Origin of the sequence: Streptomyces sp. SD31 (assembly GCF_052068475.1) — a bacterium.
Taxonomy (GTDB): domain Bacteria; phylum Actinomycetota; class Actinomycetes; order Streptomycetales; family Streptomycetaceae; genus Streptomyces.
On sequence record NZ_JBQHCX010000017.1, the window covers coordinates 136,284 to 151,942 of the forward strand.

A 15,659-nucleotide genomic window follows, 5' to 3' on the forward strand; every position below is an offset into this window, starting at 1 on the left:
CTGCGCAGTACCGTGCGGGCAGTCCGCACGGCAGGGGGTGGCGATGCCGGGGTACGACATGCGCGCCGGGCGCGTGAGTGGGCGCTACGCGCGCGTGGGCGGCCCGTACCCGCGGGTGAGTGGGCCGTACAACCATGGATGACCAGCGAACTCACGGTAGCCGCGAGGTCCGCCACGATGTCCGGAAAGCGGGCCGGATGGCTGCGCACGGCGGTCCGTCCGCCTACGCTCGCTCCGTGCTGCGCATCACCGACGCCCGAACCGGCGAGCCTGTCGACGCCGCCCCCGCCCGCCGGGGCCTGACCCGGATCGAGGCGCATACGGAAGGCTTCGACATCACCGCCCTGCGGATCCTGCTGGTCGCCGATCTCCTCGTCCGTGCCCTGGAACTCGGCGGTACTCCGGTCTGGGCGCTGCTCGACGAGGAGCGGCAGCAGGCGGAGCTGCGGGCCGGGGCCGCGGCGCTCGGCATCCGGCCCTTCGAGGACGGCCGGGACGCCGCGTCGGGACTGGGCGAGGCACAGGTCATCCACGTCGTGCGGGAGGCAGGCCCGGAGCCCGACGGAGTACGGGTCGCCGTCGCGCCCGTGCACGCGCAGGCGCCTCCCGAGGAGGCCGACCCCGCCGCCCTGCGTCTCGCGCTGCTCTCCCGGCGCACCGGCGTGCCCGTACGGCTCGACATGGCCGCACTCACCGACGCCCACGACACGCTCGTGCGCTGGCGCGCTGCCGTCGCCGCCTGGGCGCAGGGGCCGTCGCGGCCCATCCCCGACGAGGTGCGGGCCGACCTCCGCACCGCCTGGGAGGACGACCTCGACGTGCCCGGGGTGCTGGGAGTCCTGCGCCGGGTGGAGACCTCGCCGGACCTGCCGGAGGGCGCCCGCTTCGAGACGTACGCCTACGCCGACCGCCTCCTCGGCCTCGAACTGACCCGCGACCTGGGAACCCCGGCATGAGCGCGCGCATCGGAGCGGGCCCGCTGCGCCGTCTGGTCGTCCTGCGGCACGCCAAGTCCGCCTGGCCGGACGGTGTCGCCGACCACGAACGCCCACTTGCCCCGCGCGGCCGCCGGGACGCCCCGGTCGTGGGCCGGACGCTGGCCGAGGCCGACTGTCTGCCGGACCTCGCCCTGTGCTCGACCGCGGTACGCGCGCGTGAAACCTGGGAACTGGCCGCCGCCCAGTGGGGCACGCCGCCGCCGGTGCGCCACGAGCCGCGGCTGTACGCGGCGGACGTCCCCGACCTGCTGGAGGTCGTGCGGGAGGTCCCCTCCGAGGTCGAGACGCTGCTGCTGGTCGGGCACAACCCCGGCCTGGAGGAGCTCGTCCTCGAACTCGCCGGGGACGGTCTCGACGACGCCCTGGACCGGGTCCGTACGAAGTTCCCCACATCGGCCATCGCCGTCCTGGCCTGGCACGGCACCACCTGGCGGGCCCTCGCGCCCGGCACGGCGCTGCTGACGGGCGTGATGGTGGCGCGGGGCAAGAAGACGTGAGTGCCTCCCGCGCGGGCGGCCGAAGGGGCTGCGCATAGGCTGGCCGGATGCAGGACGAGTACCGCACGGTCGCCCACGCGGGCGTGCACGAGACCGAGGTCAACCGCTCACGCTTCATCTGTGCGCTCGCCCCGGCGGCCACCGAACAGGAGGCCCAGGCCTTCGTCGCCGCCCGCCGCAAGGAGTACGCGGACGCCACCCACAACTGCTGGGCCTACGTCATCGGCGCCGACGCCGCGATCCAGAAGGCCAGCGACGACGGCGAACCGGGCGGCACGGCCGGCGTCCCCATGCTCCAGATGCTGCTGCGCCGCGACATGCGGTACGTCGTCGCCGTCGTCACCCGCTACTACGGCGGCGTCAAGCTCGGCGCGGGCGGGCTGATCCGGGCGTACGGCGGAGCGGTCGGCGAGGCCCTGGACACGCTCGGCACGATCACCCGGCGCCGCTTCCGGCTGGCCACGGTGACCGTCGACCACCAGCGCGCGGGCAAGGTGCAGAACGACCTGAGGTCGACCGGCCGCGAGGTGCGGGACGTGCGGTACGGGGAGGCGGTCACGATCGAGATCGGTCTGCCGGACGCCGATGTGGACGCGTTCCGGGCGTGGCTCGCGGATGTGACGGCGGGGACGGCGGGGTTCGAGCTCGGGGGAGAGGCGTACGGGGACGCGTGACGGCCGGGCGACAGCCGCGCCGGGTCAGACGGGCAGCAGGGGTGAAATGTCCGTAACGGGCATATGGCGAGCCTGTCATGACGGGGCGATACGGGAGTAACCGCCCGTGCTGTCAGACCCGGCCGTTAGTCTCGGGGATCATGAGGCTGCTGCACACTTCCGACTGGCATCTCGGCCGGGCGTTCCACCGGGTCACCATGCTCGGCGCCCAGTCCGAGTTCATCGGCCATCTCGTCACGACCGTGCGCGAGCGCGGCGTGGACGCGGTGGTCGTGTCGGGAGACGTGTACGACCGGGCGGTGCCGCCGCTCGCCGCGGTCGAGCTGTTCGATGACGCCCTGCACCGGCTCGCCGACCTCGGCGTGCCGACGGTGATGATCTCCGGGAACCACGACTCGGCCCGCCGGCTCGGTGTGGGCGCGGGGCTGATCGGGCGTGCGGGCATCCATCTGCGGACCGACCCGTCGGCGTGCGGCACACCGGTCGTGCTCCAGGACGACTTCGGCGACGTGGCCTTCTACGGCCTGCCCTATCTCGAACCCGCCCTGGTGAAGGACGAGTTCGGCGTCGACAGGCCCGGCCACGAGGCCGTGCTCGCCGCCGCCATGGACCGGGTGCGCGCCGACCTCGCCACACGCGCGCGTGGCACGCGGTCGGTCGTCCTCGCGCACGCCTTCGTCACCGGGGGCGAGGCCAGCGACAGCGAGCGGGACATCACCGTCGGCGGGGTGGCCGCGGTACCCGCCGGCGTCTTCGACGGCGTCGACTACGCGGCGCTGGGTCATCTGCACGGCTGCCAGACCATCACCGAGCGCGTCCGCTACTCGGGCTCGCCGCTGCCGTACTCCTTCTCGGAGGCCGACCACCGCAAGAGCATGTGGCTCGTCGACCTGGACGCCGACGGCGCGGTCACCGCCGAGCGCGTCGACTGCCCGGTGCCACGTGCGCTGGCCCGGATCCGCGGGGCGCTGGAGGATCTGCTCGCCGATCCCGATCTCGCGCGGCACGAGGAGGCGTGGGTCGAGGCGACGCTCACGGACGCGGTGCGCCCCGCGGACCCCATGGCCCGCCTCGCCGAACGCTTCCCGCACACGCTCAGCCTGGTCTTCGACCCCGAGCGGGCACCGGACGATCCCGAGGTGTCCTATGCGCAGCGGCTCGCGGGCCGCAGCGAGCAGGAGATCGCGGAGGACTTCGTCGCGCATGTGCGCGGGGCCGGGCCTGACGAGGACGAACAGGGCGTGCTGCGGGACGCCTTCGACGCGGTGCGGGCCGACGAGACCGTGCGGGAGGTGGCGCGATGAGGCTGCATCGCCTCGATGTGACGGCCTTCGGGCCCTTCGGCGGCTCGCAGACCGTCGACTTCGACGCGCTGTCGGCGGCCGGGCTCTTCCTGCTGCACGGACCGACCGGCGCAGGCAAGACCTCCGTCCTGGACGCCGTCTGCTACGCGCTGTACGGCTCCGTGCCGGGCGCCCGCCAGAGCGGCCAGGGCATGGCCCTGCGCAGCGACCACGCCGCGGCCGGCACGCGCACGGAGGTCCGCCTCGAACTCACCGTCGCCGGACGCCGGTTGGAGGTTACGCGACAGCCGCCCTGGGAGCGCCCCAAGAAGCGCGGCTCGGGTACGACGCTCGACAAGGCGCAGAGCTGGCTGCGCGAGTACGACCCACAGGCCGGGACCTGGAAGGACCTCAGCCGCTCGCACCAGGAGATCGGCGAGGAGGTCACCCAGCTGCTCGGCATGAGCCGCGAGCAGTTCTGCCAGGTCGTGCTGCTGCCCCAGGGCGACTTCGCCCGCTTCCTGCGCGCCGACGCCGAGGCCCGCGGCAAGCTGCTGGGCCGCCTCTTCGACACCCACCGCTTCGCCGAGGTCGAAAAGCGCCTCGCCGAGCGCCGGCGAGCGGCCGAGGCCCAGGTGCGGGACGGCGACGCCGCGCTGCTGGCCGACGCCCACCGGATGCAGCAGGCCGCGGGCGATGCCATGCCGTTGCCCGACCTCGCACCGGGCGAGCCGGGCCTGGCCGACGCCGTCCTCGGCGCCGCCGCCGTCGCCCGCAGCACCGCCCGTGAGCAGCTGACCGTCGCCCACTGCCGCCTCCTGGCCGCCGAGTCCGCCCAGGCCGCCGCCGACCACGCCCTGGCCGACGTACGCGAAGTGGCCCGACTGCAGCGGCGGTTCGCCGAAGCGCGCGAGCGCGCCCGGTTGCTTCAGGAGCGGGCCGACGCGCACCGGGAGGCGCAGACGCGCATGGAGCGGGCCCGCAAGGCCGAGGCCGTGGCACCGGCGCTGGACCTGCGGGAGGCCACCGAAGCCGAACACCGGCGGGCGGCCGTGGCGGAGGCACGCGCGCGTGCGCTGCTGCGAGGCGCCTTCGGTGAGACGGACGCCGGAGACACGACCGGCGGCCGGGGCGGGGCCCGGACGCCGGACACCCTCGCCGACGCCGGTGCCGCCGGGCTCGCCGCCGCCGCGCGTCGGGTCGCCGAGGAGCTGGGCGGGCTGGAGTCGGCCCGTCGCGGCGAGCAGCGGCTGGCCGAACTCGTCGCGGAGCGCGCGGAGCTGGACCGTCAGGAGCGGGCGGACGACGACGTCCGGCTGGAGGCGGAGGCCTGGCTCGCCGGGTGGGAGGAGACCCGGACCACACTGCACGCCCGTATCGAGTCCGCGCAGGAGGCCGCGAGCCGCGCCGAACAACTGGCCGTGCAGCGCGAGCCCGCGCGCCAGCGGCTCGCCGCCGCACGGATGCGTGACCAGTTGGCCGGCGACACGGAAACGGCCGCCCGGCAGGCCTCCGACGCCCAGCAGTCGGCGCTGAAGGCCAAGGCGCACTGGCTGGACGTCAAGGAGCAGCGGCTGAACGGCATCGCCGCCGAACTCGCCGCGCAGCTCGAGGACGGCGCACCCTGCGCCGTCTGCGGCGCCACCACCCACCCCGCACCCGCCCGCAAGGACGTCGGACACGTCGACCGGGAAGCCGAGGAGCAGGCGCTGGTCGCCTACCAGCAGGCAGAGGAACGGCACGCCGAGCACGAACGGCGCCTGGGCGTCGTACGGGAAGCCCTCGCCGCCGCCAGTGCCGAGGCCGGTGACCTGCCGACAAGTCAACTCGCGGAAGCCGCCGACAAGTTGGAGCGGCTGTTCAGCCAGGCCCGCAGGGACGCCTCCGCGCTGCACTCCGTCCACGAGGAGCTGCGACGGGCCGAGGCGGAACACGAGCGGCGCACCGCCGCCCACCAGCAGGCCGCCGTCCGCGCCGCCGCCCGGGTCGGCCACCGCGAGCGACTGGACCGCGAAAAGGGCGCCCTGGAAGCGGAGTTGGACCAAGCCCGTGGCGCCGCCGACAGCGTGGCCGCGCGGGCCGCACAGCTGGAGCGGCAGGTCACCCTGCTCACCGACGCCGCCGACACCGCGCGCGCCGCCGAGGACACCGCCCAGCGGCTCAAGGACGCCGACGCCCGCCTGGCCGACGCCGCCTTCCGCGCGGGCTTCGACACCCCGCAGGCCGCGGCCGCCGCGCTCCTCGACGACGCCGCGCACCGCGAGCTCCAACGACGACTGGACGCCTGGCAGTCCGAGGAGGCCGCCGTACGCGCCGTCCTCGCCGAGGCCGACACCGCGGCCGCCGCCGAGCAGCCGCCCGCCGACCTCGTTTCCGCGGAGGGGGCCGCCGCCGCGGCGGCGCAGCGCGTCCGCGACGTCGCCTCCGCGCGCGACGCGGCGGCCCGACGCTGCACCGAGCTCGACCGGCTGTCCGCGCGCGCGACCGCCGCCGTACGCCAACTCGCCCCGCTGCGCGAGGAGTACGACCGCGTGGCCCGCCTGGCGTCTCTCACCGCGGGCACCTCGGCGGACAACGAACGCAAGATGCGCCTGGAGTCGTACGTGCTCGCGGCCCGCCTCGAACAGGTCGCCGCCGCCGCGACCGTGCGGTTGCAGCGCATGTCGTCCGGCCGCTACACCCTCGTCCACTCCGACGACCGGGCCGGCCGCGGCCGCAGCGGGCTCGGGCTGCATGTCGTCGACGCCTGGACCGGGCGCGAGCGGGACACGGCGACGCTGTCGGGTGGCGAGACGTTCTTCGCCTCCCTCGCCCTGGCCCTCGGCCTCGCGGACGTCGTCACCGACGAGGCCGGCGGGGTCCGCCTCGACACCCTCTTCATCGACGAGGGCTTCGGCAGCCTCGACGACCAGACCCTCGACGAGGTGCTCGACGTCCTCGACTCCCTGCGCGAGCGCGACCGCAGCGTCGGGATCGTCAGCCATGTCGCCGATCTGCGGCGGCGGATCCATGCACAGTTGGAGGTCGTCAAGGGGAGATCGGGGTCGGTGCTGCGGCAGCGGGGTGTGTAAGGCTCGTGAACGACAGCATCCCGTACCGGCCGCTCTCCACGCCTACCGGCCGCCTCGGGCCGTGAGGTAGGCGAGGACTGCCAGGACGCGGCGGTTGTGTTCCGCACCGATGCCGAGGCCCAGCTTCGCCATGATCGAGGCGACATGGGTCTCCACGGTCCGCTCGGTCAGCCACAGGCGTCGTGCGACGCCCAGGTTGGTGTGGCCTTCGGCCATCAGGGCCAGGACTTCCAGCTCGCGGGGGGTGAGCGCGGCGAGGGGGTCGCGGTGGGCGCCGATCATGCGGGCGACGACTTCCGGGTCCAGGGCGGAGCCACCCCCGGCGACGCGGAGCAGAGCGTCCAGGAAGTCCTCGACATCGAAGACACGGTCCTTGAGGAGGTAGCCGAAACGGCCCTGGGCCACCAGTTCCACGGCATTGCGCGTCTCGATGTGCTGCGAGAGCAGCACGATGCCGAGTTCGGGAAAGCCCTCCCGGATCCGCCGCGCGGCGCGGGCGCCGTCGTCGGTCAGGTCCGGCGGCATACGAATGTCGATCACGGCCAGGTCGGGGCGGTTCTCGGTGACGGCGGCGACGAGCGCGGGCGCGTCGGCGGCGCGGGCGACGATGTCGTGGCCGGCGTCCGCGAGCAGCCGTGCCAGGCCCTCCCGGAACAGTGCGGAGTCCTCACCGATCACGATACGCATGGCAGCACCGCCTCCACGGTCGTCCCGCCGCCGGGGCTGCTCCTGATGTGCAGCAGTCCGCCGAGCGCGCCGACTCGGTCCTTGAGCCCCGAGAGCCCCGAGCCCCCGCGGGGGTCGGCCCCGCCGCGCCCGTCGTCGCGGATGACCACGCGCAGCGCCCCGTCGCCGTTCTCGCCGACGACGACTCCGATGCTCGTGGCCTCGGCATGCTTGACGGCGTTGGTGACGGCCTCGCTCGCGACGTAGTACGCGGTGGTGGCGACGTCGTCGGGCAGCACGCGTCCGTCGAGCCGCCAGTCGAGCCGCACCGGGGCGCGGATCGCCAGGGACTCCAGGGCGGGGCCCAGCCCGTCGTCGAGGGAGCTGGGCCGCAGCCCGTGCGCCAGTTCACGCAACTCCGCGACCGCCGTACCCAGTTCGGCCACGGCCTGGTCGAGGAGTCCGTCGACGTCGACGCTGCCGTCGTCGAGATGGCGCTGCGCGAGCCGTAGCGCCATGCCGAGGCTGACCAGCCGCGACTGGGCACCGTCGTGCAGGTCCCGCTCCAGGCGGCGCCGTTCGCGGTATCCGGTCCGCAGCAGCCGACCGCGGCTGGCCTCCACCTCGCTGAGGGCCTGGCGGAGTTCGAGCCGCAACCGTACGGTCTCGACGAGCAGCGCGCTGGCGGCGGCCACCTCGCGTGGGCAGGGTCCGTCGATGATCCCGATGGGGCGCCCGGCGAGCCGTACCTCGGTACCTCCCGCCACCAGTGTGCCGACCGTGTCATGGAATCGCGTGCCGCCCGGCAGCAGAAAGCCGACCCGCAGCCGGGGCTCGCGCAGCGCGTCCCGCAGCACTTCCTCCAGTTGCTCGGGCCGTGCCCGCCCGGCATGCACCTCACGCTCCAGCGCCGCGACAGCCGCCAGCGCCCGCTGCCGTACGGGGTAGAACCGCCGGTCCACCCACCGGCGCACCCGGTTCTTCGCCGGCACGAGGACAACGGCGACCAGTGCCGTCACGCCGGCCGTCACCACCGCACTGCCCCGCCCCAGCGCCAGGCCGCCGGTGAAGGACGCGGCGCTGTAGACCGCGAGCAGCCCGGCGGTCACCAGGCCCCACGTCACGACGGCGCTCGTGGCACGGTCCACGTCGTACAGGTCGTGGTGCAGGATCGCGAGCGCGGTGAGCGAGGGCACACCGAGAGCGAGCGCGGCCAGGCCCACCCACATCAGAGCGGTGAGCTCGCCGAACAGCAGGTAGTTGGCCCAGCACAGCAACAGCGTGCCGGGCAGCGCCACGACACCCAGCCCGAACCATTTGAGCTGGGCCCGCTGGACCGGGTCGGACGCGCGGTAGCGGTGGCGCATCACCAGCGCCGACGAGACCAGCAGAGCCATGAACAGCCCGAGCAGCGGCAGCAGCAGGAGCCAGATCACGGAGTCGGGCAGGGTGGGCAGGGGATGCCCGAACTCCTCGAACGGCGGGTCGTACGGGGTCGGGTCGAGGGCGGCCAGGAGGATGAAGACGGGCGTGACGACCAGAACGCCGTACAGCACCAACTGCGGGAAACGGCCCGGGGGCAGTCGGCCGGCGGGGAAGAACAGCATCAGCAGCAGAACCGGCACATACCAGAGTGTCCACAGCCCCGCGGACAGCTGATGGACCGTCTCGGCACCCGGCAGCGGGCGGGTGAGGCTCACCTGAGCGTAGGTGTCGAGGAGGGTTTCCAGCGGCGGTACCAGGCCGATGAACGTGAGCAGGAATCCCACCACGTTGGCGGGGCGACGGCGCGAGACGAACACGCCGAGGCCGGTAGAGAGCGCGCCCGCGACCACGGCCGAGACCAGCCCGAACAGGACCCCGGCCGAGACGGCCGAGGCGGCGGCCGTCAGAGCGCAGCACGCCACGAGCAGCACCGCGGTCAGCAGGGCGGTTGCCAGGGAGAGGCGACGGGGCCAGGGCATGGCCCAACGGTAGAGGCGGAGCGGGGCCCTCGGTATCCGTGCTGACACGCAGAGTTGCTCCCGTGCCAGCTTGGATGCGGTGACAGCGGCTGCTCCGGGACAGTCCAGGGACCGGCATCCACTCGGACGGGTGGACCGCCGGACGGACCTTGACTCCGGCCTTCGCCGGGACCTTCACGCACCCACAGCTGGGAGACCACCATGCGTACTGTCACCGCCCGCCGCTCTCTCGCCGCCGCGGCTGTCGCGCTCGCCGCCGTGCTCACCGTCACCGTTCCCGCCGCCGCGGACTCGTCGTCGGCGGACGTGTGCGAGCCCATCAGCCGCAACGAGTACATCGCCGACCGCTGGCAGGACCTCGGAGGCGCGAACGGCTGGCTCGGATGCCCGATCAACACCACGAAGAACGTCACCGTCGGCGGGGTGTGGAAGGGCAAGCGCCAGACCTTCGAGAACGGCCAGATCACCTGGTCACCCGGTCAGGGCACGCGGATGGTCATCGCCGCCTGGGAATGGCGCGGCTACGCCTTCGCCGACTGGGGAACGACCGCGCCGTACAGCTACGACCGTTTCCTCCTGCGCTACTACAGCTCCTACGAGCCCCGGGGAGAACAGCGCGAACTGCGCGGCGGCACCTCTGGCCGCGCGTGGGTGCGGAAGCACACGACGGGCAGCTACCGCTTCATCGTCGAGGGCTGCGACGACGGCACCTTCGGATCGACGTGCCGCCAGGGCTGGACGCTCTCGGCCAGCACCCGCTGACTCGAGGCCACAGCCTCACAAGAAGAGGGATGACCATGAAACCTGTACGGGGGACCCGTGCGTCCGTCGCCTTGGCGGCGATCCTCATCACGATCTCTCTCGGCCTGACGACCACCGCCTGCACAGGCGTGTTGACCAAGGTGGCCGTGAAGGCGGTTGCCCGCGGAGCGCCGGCCGCCGCGCCCTTCTTCCGAGAGACGCTCCGCCTGGGGACAGACGCACTGGTCGGCGGGGACCTCGCTCTTGAGGGCGGTGCGAAGAAGGGCGACCAGCCCGGCTTGTACGGCGGCTCCCGGACCAACAAGGGCTGCGCCAAGAACAAACTCGTCCGTTTCCTCATGGACCCCGCTCACCGGGAGAAGGCCGTGGAGTGGGCCAGGGCGCAGGGCATAGGCATCGACGAGATCGAGGGCTTCGTGAAGAAGCTCACGCCCGTGGTGCTGCGCAACGACACCCTGGTGAAGAACCACGACTACAAGAAGGGCAAGGCAGTGCCTTTCGACGCCCTGCTCGAAGCGGGCATCGCTGTCTTGGTCGACCTGTACGGACAGCCGGTCGTGCAGTGCAGCTGCGGCAACCCGCTCGACGCTTTCGAGCACGATGTCGACCGCGTCGACGTGACGTTCAAGGGCAAGAGCAGGAAGTGGCGGTCGTACGCCCCCGAGAAGATCGTCAAGGTCGAGCGCCCGGAGGTGAAGGACGAGGTGAAGAGCTATCAACTGGTCGACGTCGACAAGAAGGACGCCGGAATCGTACGTGTGCCCGGAACCGATGGCACGCGGGATGAACCGCTTCCGGACGACCCCGGCACCCAGGACGCCGAGGTCGTCGTTCCGACGGTGACGGGCATGTCCGTCCAGGAGGCTACGCAGACCCTCTCGGCGCAGGGGCTCCGGGTACAGGCGAACGACGAGCCTTCCAGCAGCGCCGCCCCCGGCACGGCCCCCGCCACGGCCCTGGGCACCGTCCTCGGGCAGGACCCGGCCGCCTCCGAGCAAGTCGCCAAAGGCACCGTCGTGACGCTCACTGTGGCACCGGACGCGGACCTGCCCGCGGTGACGGAGTCGCCGTCCCCGACTCCCTCGCCCACTGAGGACACCGGTACGACCATGGTGATCGTCCTCGCGGACGCACCGGTTCGCGAGTCGCCTTCCTCCACCAGCACCCAGGTCAGCCACGTCGCAGCGGGAGGCCAGTATCCGGCGACCTGCTACGGCGTCGGCGAGCCAAGCGACGCCCACGGCTCTGAAAGTGACATATGGGTGCAACTCAACCTCAGGTCGGGGGAGTTCGGCTGGGTCACGGCCACCGCGCTCCAGGAAGATCCGGCCGCGGGGGGACTCAGCCAGTGCTGAGCCGGGTCGGGTGGTGAAACGAGCGCCGGAAGCGGCCGGGGGCTGGTGCGGAGCGGAACCTCCGCACCAGCCCCCGGCCGCCGCCGCGTACCTGACCAGCTGCTCCGGAAGCGACGACCTCCCGCGCCGGACGCCTGGTCCTGCCCGCGCGGTGGATTTCGACAATCACCGCGAAGCCGGCAGGGACAGTCGGCACCATAGGAGCTGATTCGCCGACGTGGCCTGCCGACGGGGGCGGCTTGGGACGGAGTGAGGCGGAAATGAGCGGACGTCGACGCTTTCGCGGCAGCGCGCACGGCCGCCGAGCGATGGGAATCACCGCGTTCCTGGTGATCGCGTGCGCTGCCGTTGTATGGATTGTTCAGGGCGCGGCAGCGGTGGCCCCAGTGGCCGTACTGACCGCCTTGGGCACGGCACTGACGCTCTATCAAGCACTCGGGGCATCCTCCACGGCCTTGCCCGCCCCTTCGAGTACGCGACCGGGCGGTCCGTCCGCTTCCGCCGACCCGGGTTCCCGGAGCGCGCTGCCGCCCGGCCTGGACGAACCTGATCGACGGGAACGGGTGGATCTGCGGGAGGCTCCGAACGTCCCCGTGCTCTTCGGCCGTACGTCGGAAGTCCAGATCTTGCGGCGTTGGCTCGCCGACGACGGCTGCCGCCTCATCGCGATTCTGGGGCGTGGTGGGATGGGCAAGACCACCCTCGCGGCTCATGTGGCGGCCGAGGTGACCCGCGGGTTCGACTGCGTTGTCTGGCGCTCACTGTTCAATGCACAGCCACTCTCCGATGTCCTGCATGCATTCGTCCGTCATGCGTCGGGCGGTGATCAGACGGAACTGCCGTCCGGGCATGAGGAACGACTGCTGGCGGTACGCGACCTGATGAGGCGTCGACGCTGCCTGATCGTCCTGGACAACGCCGAGTCCCTGTTCGAGAGCGGCGGTGTGGCGGGGAACTACCTGCCAGGGCTTGCCGACTACGGGGCGCTGTTCGAGATGGTGGCCACCAGCGAGCACAGCAGCTGCCTGCTCCTCACGAGCCGCGAGACGCCGAGGGAACTGGTGCGCCATGCGTCGCGCAGCGGCCCGGTGCGGGTGATGAACCTCGACGGTCTCACGGCCGACGCCGGACGTGAGTTGATGACCGATCGCGGACTCGGCTCACCGACCGAGGCCTGGTCACGGCTCATAGACGTCTATTCGGGCAACCCCCTGGAGCTGAAGCTCGCCTGCGACACCGTGCTGAGGGTTTTCCAGGGTGATGTGGATGCCTTCCTCCGTGAAGAGACGGGTGTCGTCGGAGACACACATCACCTGCTCAGCGGGCAGTTCGAACGCATGTCCGACCTGGAGCGGGCTGTCATGCACTGGTTCGCCATACACCGCGAGCCGGTCTCCTTGACGGAGCTCGTGAGTGACGTCGTGCCTCCCGTCACTCGACGGGAACTCATCGCTGCCCTGGAGTCCTTGACCCGACGCTCGATGGCGGTGAGCGCACGACCCGGCTTCTTCACCGCTCAGCCGGTGATCCTCGAGTTCGTCCTGGAGCGTGTGCTGGAGGGTCTCCTCCACGAGATCGTCAACGGCGAACCGGACCTGCTGGCCGAGCACGCGCTGACGCTTGCCACTGCCAAGCAGTACATCAGGGAGGCGCAGATTCGCGTCCTGCTGACCCCCTTGTGCGAACGGTTGGCGGGCACGGTCGGGCACGCGCAGATCGAGCGTCTGCTCGCGGATCTCCTGGAGACGGTCCGGCACGGCAGTGGCGTTCAGGCCGTCGGCTACACCGCAGCGAATGTTCTGCAGATCGCGCTCCAGCAGGGGCTGACGCCCGCGCGCTTCGACTTCTCCGACCTGACGGTCCGGGAAGCGGATCTGCGCGGGGTGGATCTGCGGGACGTGAACTTCAGCCGCACCTCGTTCGAGCGCACGGTCTTCACGGACACGTTCGGCGTGATTCGCGCCGTGGCCGCGTCAGCAGGCGGAACCCTCGTGGCCGCTGGGACCGCCGGCGGGGATGTGCGCGTATGGCAGGTGGCAGGAACTCGTCCCGTCGTCGCCTGGCACGAACACGCCGGCGCTGTGTGGGCGGTCGCTTTTGGGCGGCAGGACGAGATTCTGGTCAGCGCCAGCATGGACCGCACCATTCGCGTGTGGGACCTGCGTACCCATCGGTGCGTCCAGATCTGCCACGGCCATACGGAGGCCGTGGTCGATGTGGCCTGCCACCCCACGGAACCACTGATTGCCAGCGCGGGCCACGACAACACCGCCCGCCTCTGGCATGGATTGACGGGACATCAGATACATGTGCTGACCGGTCACGGCAACTGGGTGACCGGGGTGGCGTACAGCCCGGACGGCTCGGTGCTGGCCACGAGCAGCATGGATGGCACGGTCCGGATCTGGGACACCGCCGGCGGCGAATGCCTGACGGTCCTGGAGGACCGGACGGACAGTTTCCGAAGCGTCGCGATGTCACCCGACGGCCGGCACGTGGCCGCCGGCGGCGCCGACGGCATCATCCGCATCTGGGACTGGCACACCGGCCACCCGCTGCACACCTTACGGGCCCACACCGACCGGGTGCTCTCGCTCTCCTTCGGCGCCCACGACGGGCTGCTTGCCTCGGCGAGCGGAGACCGCACCGTGCGCGTGTGGGACATCACCACGGGACGCAGGGTGCACGTGTTGACCGGTCACGAACTCGGAGTCTCCGGCGCGGCGTTCGTGCCCGGCAGCCGGCAGTTGGTCAGCGGCGGTGACGACCAGACACTACGGGTGTGGGACGCGGAGCGGGGCGAGTGCCTGACTGTCGTCCGCGGTCACGAACAGCCGGTGCGAGCCGTGGTGTGCGCATCCGACAACTCACTGATCGCCAGCGCCGGAGACGACACCGACATACGGCTGTGGACGACCCGTCCCACCCACCGTGCCCGTGCGCTCCGTGGACACCAGCACTGGGTGCAGGCCCTCGCGTTCAGCCCGGACGCGCGTCTGCTGGCCAGCACCGGCGACGACCGCACCGTGCGGGTCTGGGACGTGGCAAGCGGACATTGCCTGCACGTGCTGCACGGGCATACCAGCTGGGTCGCGGATGTCGCTTTCAGCGCGGACGGCACTCGCCTGGCGAGTGGCGGTGGCCACAGCAAAATACGGGTGTGGGACACCGCGACCGGCCGGTCGATCATGGTCATCGACGCCTACGACTCCAGTGTCGGTGCCGTGGGCTTCACCTCGGACGGCCGGCTGCTGGTCAGTGGTGGGCACGATCACCGCGCGCAGGTCAAACTGTGGGATGCGCAGACAGGAGATCATCTGGCGACGCTGGCCGGCCACATCGGTGCTGTCACCTCGCTCGCCGTCACGTCCGACTGTCGGCGCCTCGTCACCGCAGGTGTCGACGGGTACGTCAACGTATGGGACTTGATCTCCACCGGCCTTGTACATCAACTGGCCGGCCACGGCAACCGGGTCACGTGCGTGGCGGTCGACCCGACAGGCCTTCTGGCAGCGAGTGGCGGCGAGGACCGCAGTGTCCACGTGTGGGATCTCGAAGAGGGCCGCTGCGTCCGCGTCCTGCGAGGACATCCAGGGGCAGTGACCTCGGTCGACTTCCTGGCCGGCACCACGACGCTGGTGTCGGCCGGGATCGACGGCACGGTCCGCCTGTGGGACACCGGCGACGGCACGTCCAGAGGGATGCTTGTCCCCGACCGCCCCTACGAGCGCATGAACCTCACCGGCGCACTCGGACTCAGCGCCGCACAGCGCGAGGCCCTCAACCGATTGGGAGCAGTGGATGACGCCCAGCGGTTGTGAACCGAGGCAAGTCCGTGTCGGCGTCCGGCGCCGTCTCTCCTGAGCGAGGGCCCGCCAGGTGACGTCAGTGCCCCAGCGGCCGGCGGGGCAGCGGGGACGAGTAGACGACGCTCGTCGTCACCGAGCCCAGCGTGCCGATCTTGCCGGACACCTCCTCCAGGTGCCGCATCGAGCGCGCGGCGACCTTGATGACGAAGCAGTCGTCGCCCGTCACGTGGTGCGCCTCCAGGATCTCCGGTGTAGCGGCGACCAGGTCGTGGAACGGCTTGTAGTTTGCGTTCGGATAGCGAAGGCGTACGAAGGCCAGGATCGGCAGGCCCAGCCGCTCGGGGTCGACGACCGCCGCGTAGCCCTGGATGACGCCCGCTTCCTCCAGCCGCCGCACCCGTTCCGTGACCGCGCTCGCGGACATGGACACGGCACGGGCCAGCTCGGCGAAGCTGGCGCGGCCTTCGCGCTGGAGGACGTCGAGGATGCGCCAGTCGGTGGCGTCCGGGGAATACGCGGTCATGTCCGAGGAATAGCAGGGGTATTCCCGGTGGATCAAGGTTCGGGCAGTGGAATGGCC

General features: G+C 71.8%; 11 protein-coding genes. 8 read left to right on the top strand and 3 right to left on the bottom strand.

Translation table 11 applies throughout. From position 1 onward, the window contains the following. The first annotated feature begins 197 nt into the window (after positions 1 to 197). From ACTMVF_RS31995 to ACTMVF_RS32015, 5 genes are all read left to right on the top strand, one after another. Entirely contained in the window at positions 198 to 956 is a 759-nt protein-coding gene (locus ACTMVF_RS31995; protein ID WP_441274568.1) for a hypothetical protein, read from the top strand. Then, on the top strand, positions 953 to 1,495 hold the full coding sequence (locus tag ACTMVF_RS32000; RefSeq protein WP_441274569.1) for a SixA phosphatase family protein: 543 nt from the start codon (positions 953 to 955) through the stop codon (positions 1,493 to 1,495). Before ACTMVF_RS31995 ends, ACTMVF_RS32000 begins: the two co-directional genes overlap by 4 nt. 47 nt (positions 1,496 to 1,542) lie before the next feature. Further along, the gene (locus ACTMVF_RS32005; protein WP_441274570.1) at positions 1,543 to 2,169 is read left to right on the top strand and encodes a YigZ family protein; all 627 of its coding nucleotides are present in this window, start codon (positions 1,543 to 1,545) and stop codon (positions 2,167 to 2,169) included. Between the two features lie 140 nt (positions 2,170 to 2,309). Beyond that, positions 2,310 to 3,473: an exonuclease SbcCD subunit D gene (locus ACTMVF_RS32010; RefSeq protein ID WP_441274571.1), complete on the top strand. Its 1,164-nt coding sequence runs from the start codon at positions 2,310 to 2,312 to the stop codon at positions 3,471 to 3,473. Continuing rightward, entirely contained in the window at positions 3,470 to 6,523 is a 3,054-nt protein-coding gene (locus ACTMVF_RS32015; protein WP_441274572.1) for an AAA family ATPase, read from the top strand. Before ACTMVF_RS32010 ends, ACTMVF_RS32015 begins: the two co-directional genes overlap by 4 nt. A 42-nt stretch (positions 6,524 to 6,565) precedes the next feature. Here the strand turns inward: ACTMVF_RS32015 and ACTMVF_RS32020 are convergent, their stop codons facing one another. Both ACTMVF_RS32020 and ACTMVF_RS32025 read right to left on the bottom strand, forming a co-directional pair. Further along, positions 6,566 to 7,210, bottom strand: coding sequence for a response regulator (locus ACTMVF_RS32020; RefSeq protein ID WP_441274573.1), 645 nt, complete (start codon positions 7,208 to 7,210; stop codon positions 6,566 to 6,568). Next, positions 7,198 to 9,153: a histidine kinase gene (locus tag ACTMVF_RS32025; protein WP_441274574.1), complete on the bottom strand. Its 1,956-nt coding sequence runs from the start codon at positions 9,151 to 9,153 to the stop codon at positions 7,198 to 7,200. Before ACTMVF_RS32025 ends, ACTMVF_RS32020 begins: the two co-directional genes overlap by 13 nt. A 201-nt stretch (positions 9,154 to 9,354) precedes the next feature. On the opposite strand from ACTMVF_RS32025, the gene ACTMVF_RS32030 reads away from it, so the two are divergent. The 3 genes from ACTMVF_RS32030 to ACTMVF_RS32040 all read left to right on the top strand — a co-directional run bounded on the left by ACTMVF_RS32030 (position 9,355) and on the right by ACTMVF_RS32040 (position 15,091). Beyond that, on the top strand, positions 9,355 to 9,915 hold the full coding sequence (locus tag ACTMVF_RS32030; protein ID WP_441274575.1) for an LGFP repeat-containing protein: 561 nt from the start codon (positions 9,355 to 9,357) through the stop codon (positions 9,913 to 9,915). A 29-nt stretch (positions 9,916 to 9,944) separates the two neighbouring features. Further along, positions 9,945 to 11,270, top strand: a complete 1,326-nt coding sequence (locus ACTMVF_RS32035; RefSeq protein ID WP_441274576.1) for a DUF6777 domain-containing protein — start codon at positions 9,945 to 9,947, stop codon at positions 11,268 to 11,270. 563 nt (positions 11,271 to 11,833) lie between these two features. Further along, a complete protein-coding gene (locus tag ACTMVF_RS32040) occupies positions 11,834 to 15,091 on the top strand; it encodes an NB-ARC domain-containing protein (protein WP_441274577.1) in 3,258 nt (1,085 codons plus the stop codon). Between the two features lie 64 nt (positions 15,092 to 15,155). Here ACTMVF_RS32040 and ACTMVF_RS32045 read toward each other — a convergent pair whose 3' ends face one another. Beyond that, on the bottom strand, positions 15,156 to 15,602 hold the full coding sequence (locus ACTMVF_RS32045) for an Lrp/AsnC family transcriptional regulator (RefSeq protein WP_441274578.1): 447 nt from the start codon (positions 15,600 to 15,602) through the stop codon (positions 15,156 to 15,158). Positions 15,603 to 15,659 lie beyond the last annotated feature (57 nt).

Bases quoted from the DNA above. Each gene is read 5' to 3' on its own strand.
- ACTMVF_RS31995 (WP_441274568.1), top strand. From the start codon at position 198: ATGGCTGCGCACGGCGGTCCGTCCGCCTACGCTCGCTCCGTGCTGCGC.
- ACTMVF_RS32000 (WP_441274569.1), top strand. From the start codon at position 953: ATGAGCGCGCGCATCGGAGCGGGCCCGCTGCGCCGTCTGGTCGTCCTG.
- ACTMVF_RS32005 (WP_441274570.1), top strand. From the start codon at position 1,543: ATGCAGGACGAGTACCGCACGGTCGCCCACGCGGGCGTGCACGAGACC.
- ACTMVF_RS32010 (WP_441274571.1), top strand. From the start codon at position 2,310: ATGAGGCTGCTGCACACTTCCGACTGGCATCTCGGCCGGGCGTTCCAC.
- ACTMVF_RS32015 (WP_441274572.1), top strand. From the start codon at position 3,470: ATGAGGCTGCATCGCCTCGATGTGACGGCCTTCGGGCCCTTCGGCGGC.
- ACTMVF_RS32020 (WP_441274573.1), bottom strand. From the start codon at position 7,210: ATGCGTATCGTGATCGGTGAGGACTCCGCACTGTTCCGGGAGGGCCTG.
- ACTMVF_RS32025 (WP_441274574.1), bottom strand. From the start codon at position 9,153: ATGCCCTGGCCCCGTCGCCTCTCCCTGGCAACCGCCCTGCTGACCGCG.
- ACTMVF_RS32030 (WP_441274575.1), top strand. From the start codon at position 9,355: ATGCGTACTGTCACCGCCCGCCGCTCTCTCGCCGCCGCGGCTGTCGCG.
- ACTMVF_RS32035 (WP_441274576.1), top strand. From the start codon at position 9,945: ATGACCATGAAACCTGTACGGGGGACCCGTGCGTCCGTCGCCTTGGCG.
- ACTMVF_RS32045 (WP_441274578.1), bottom strand. From the start codon at position 15,602: ATGACCGCGTATTCCCCGGACGCCACCGACTGGCGCATCCTCGACGTC.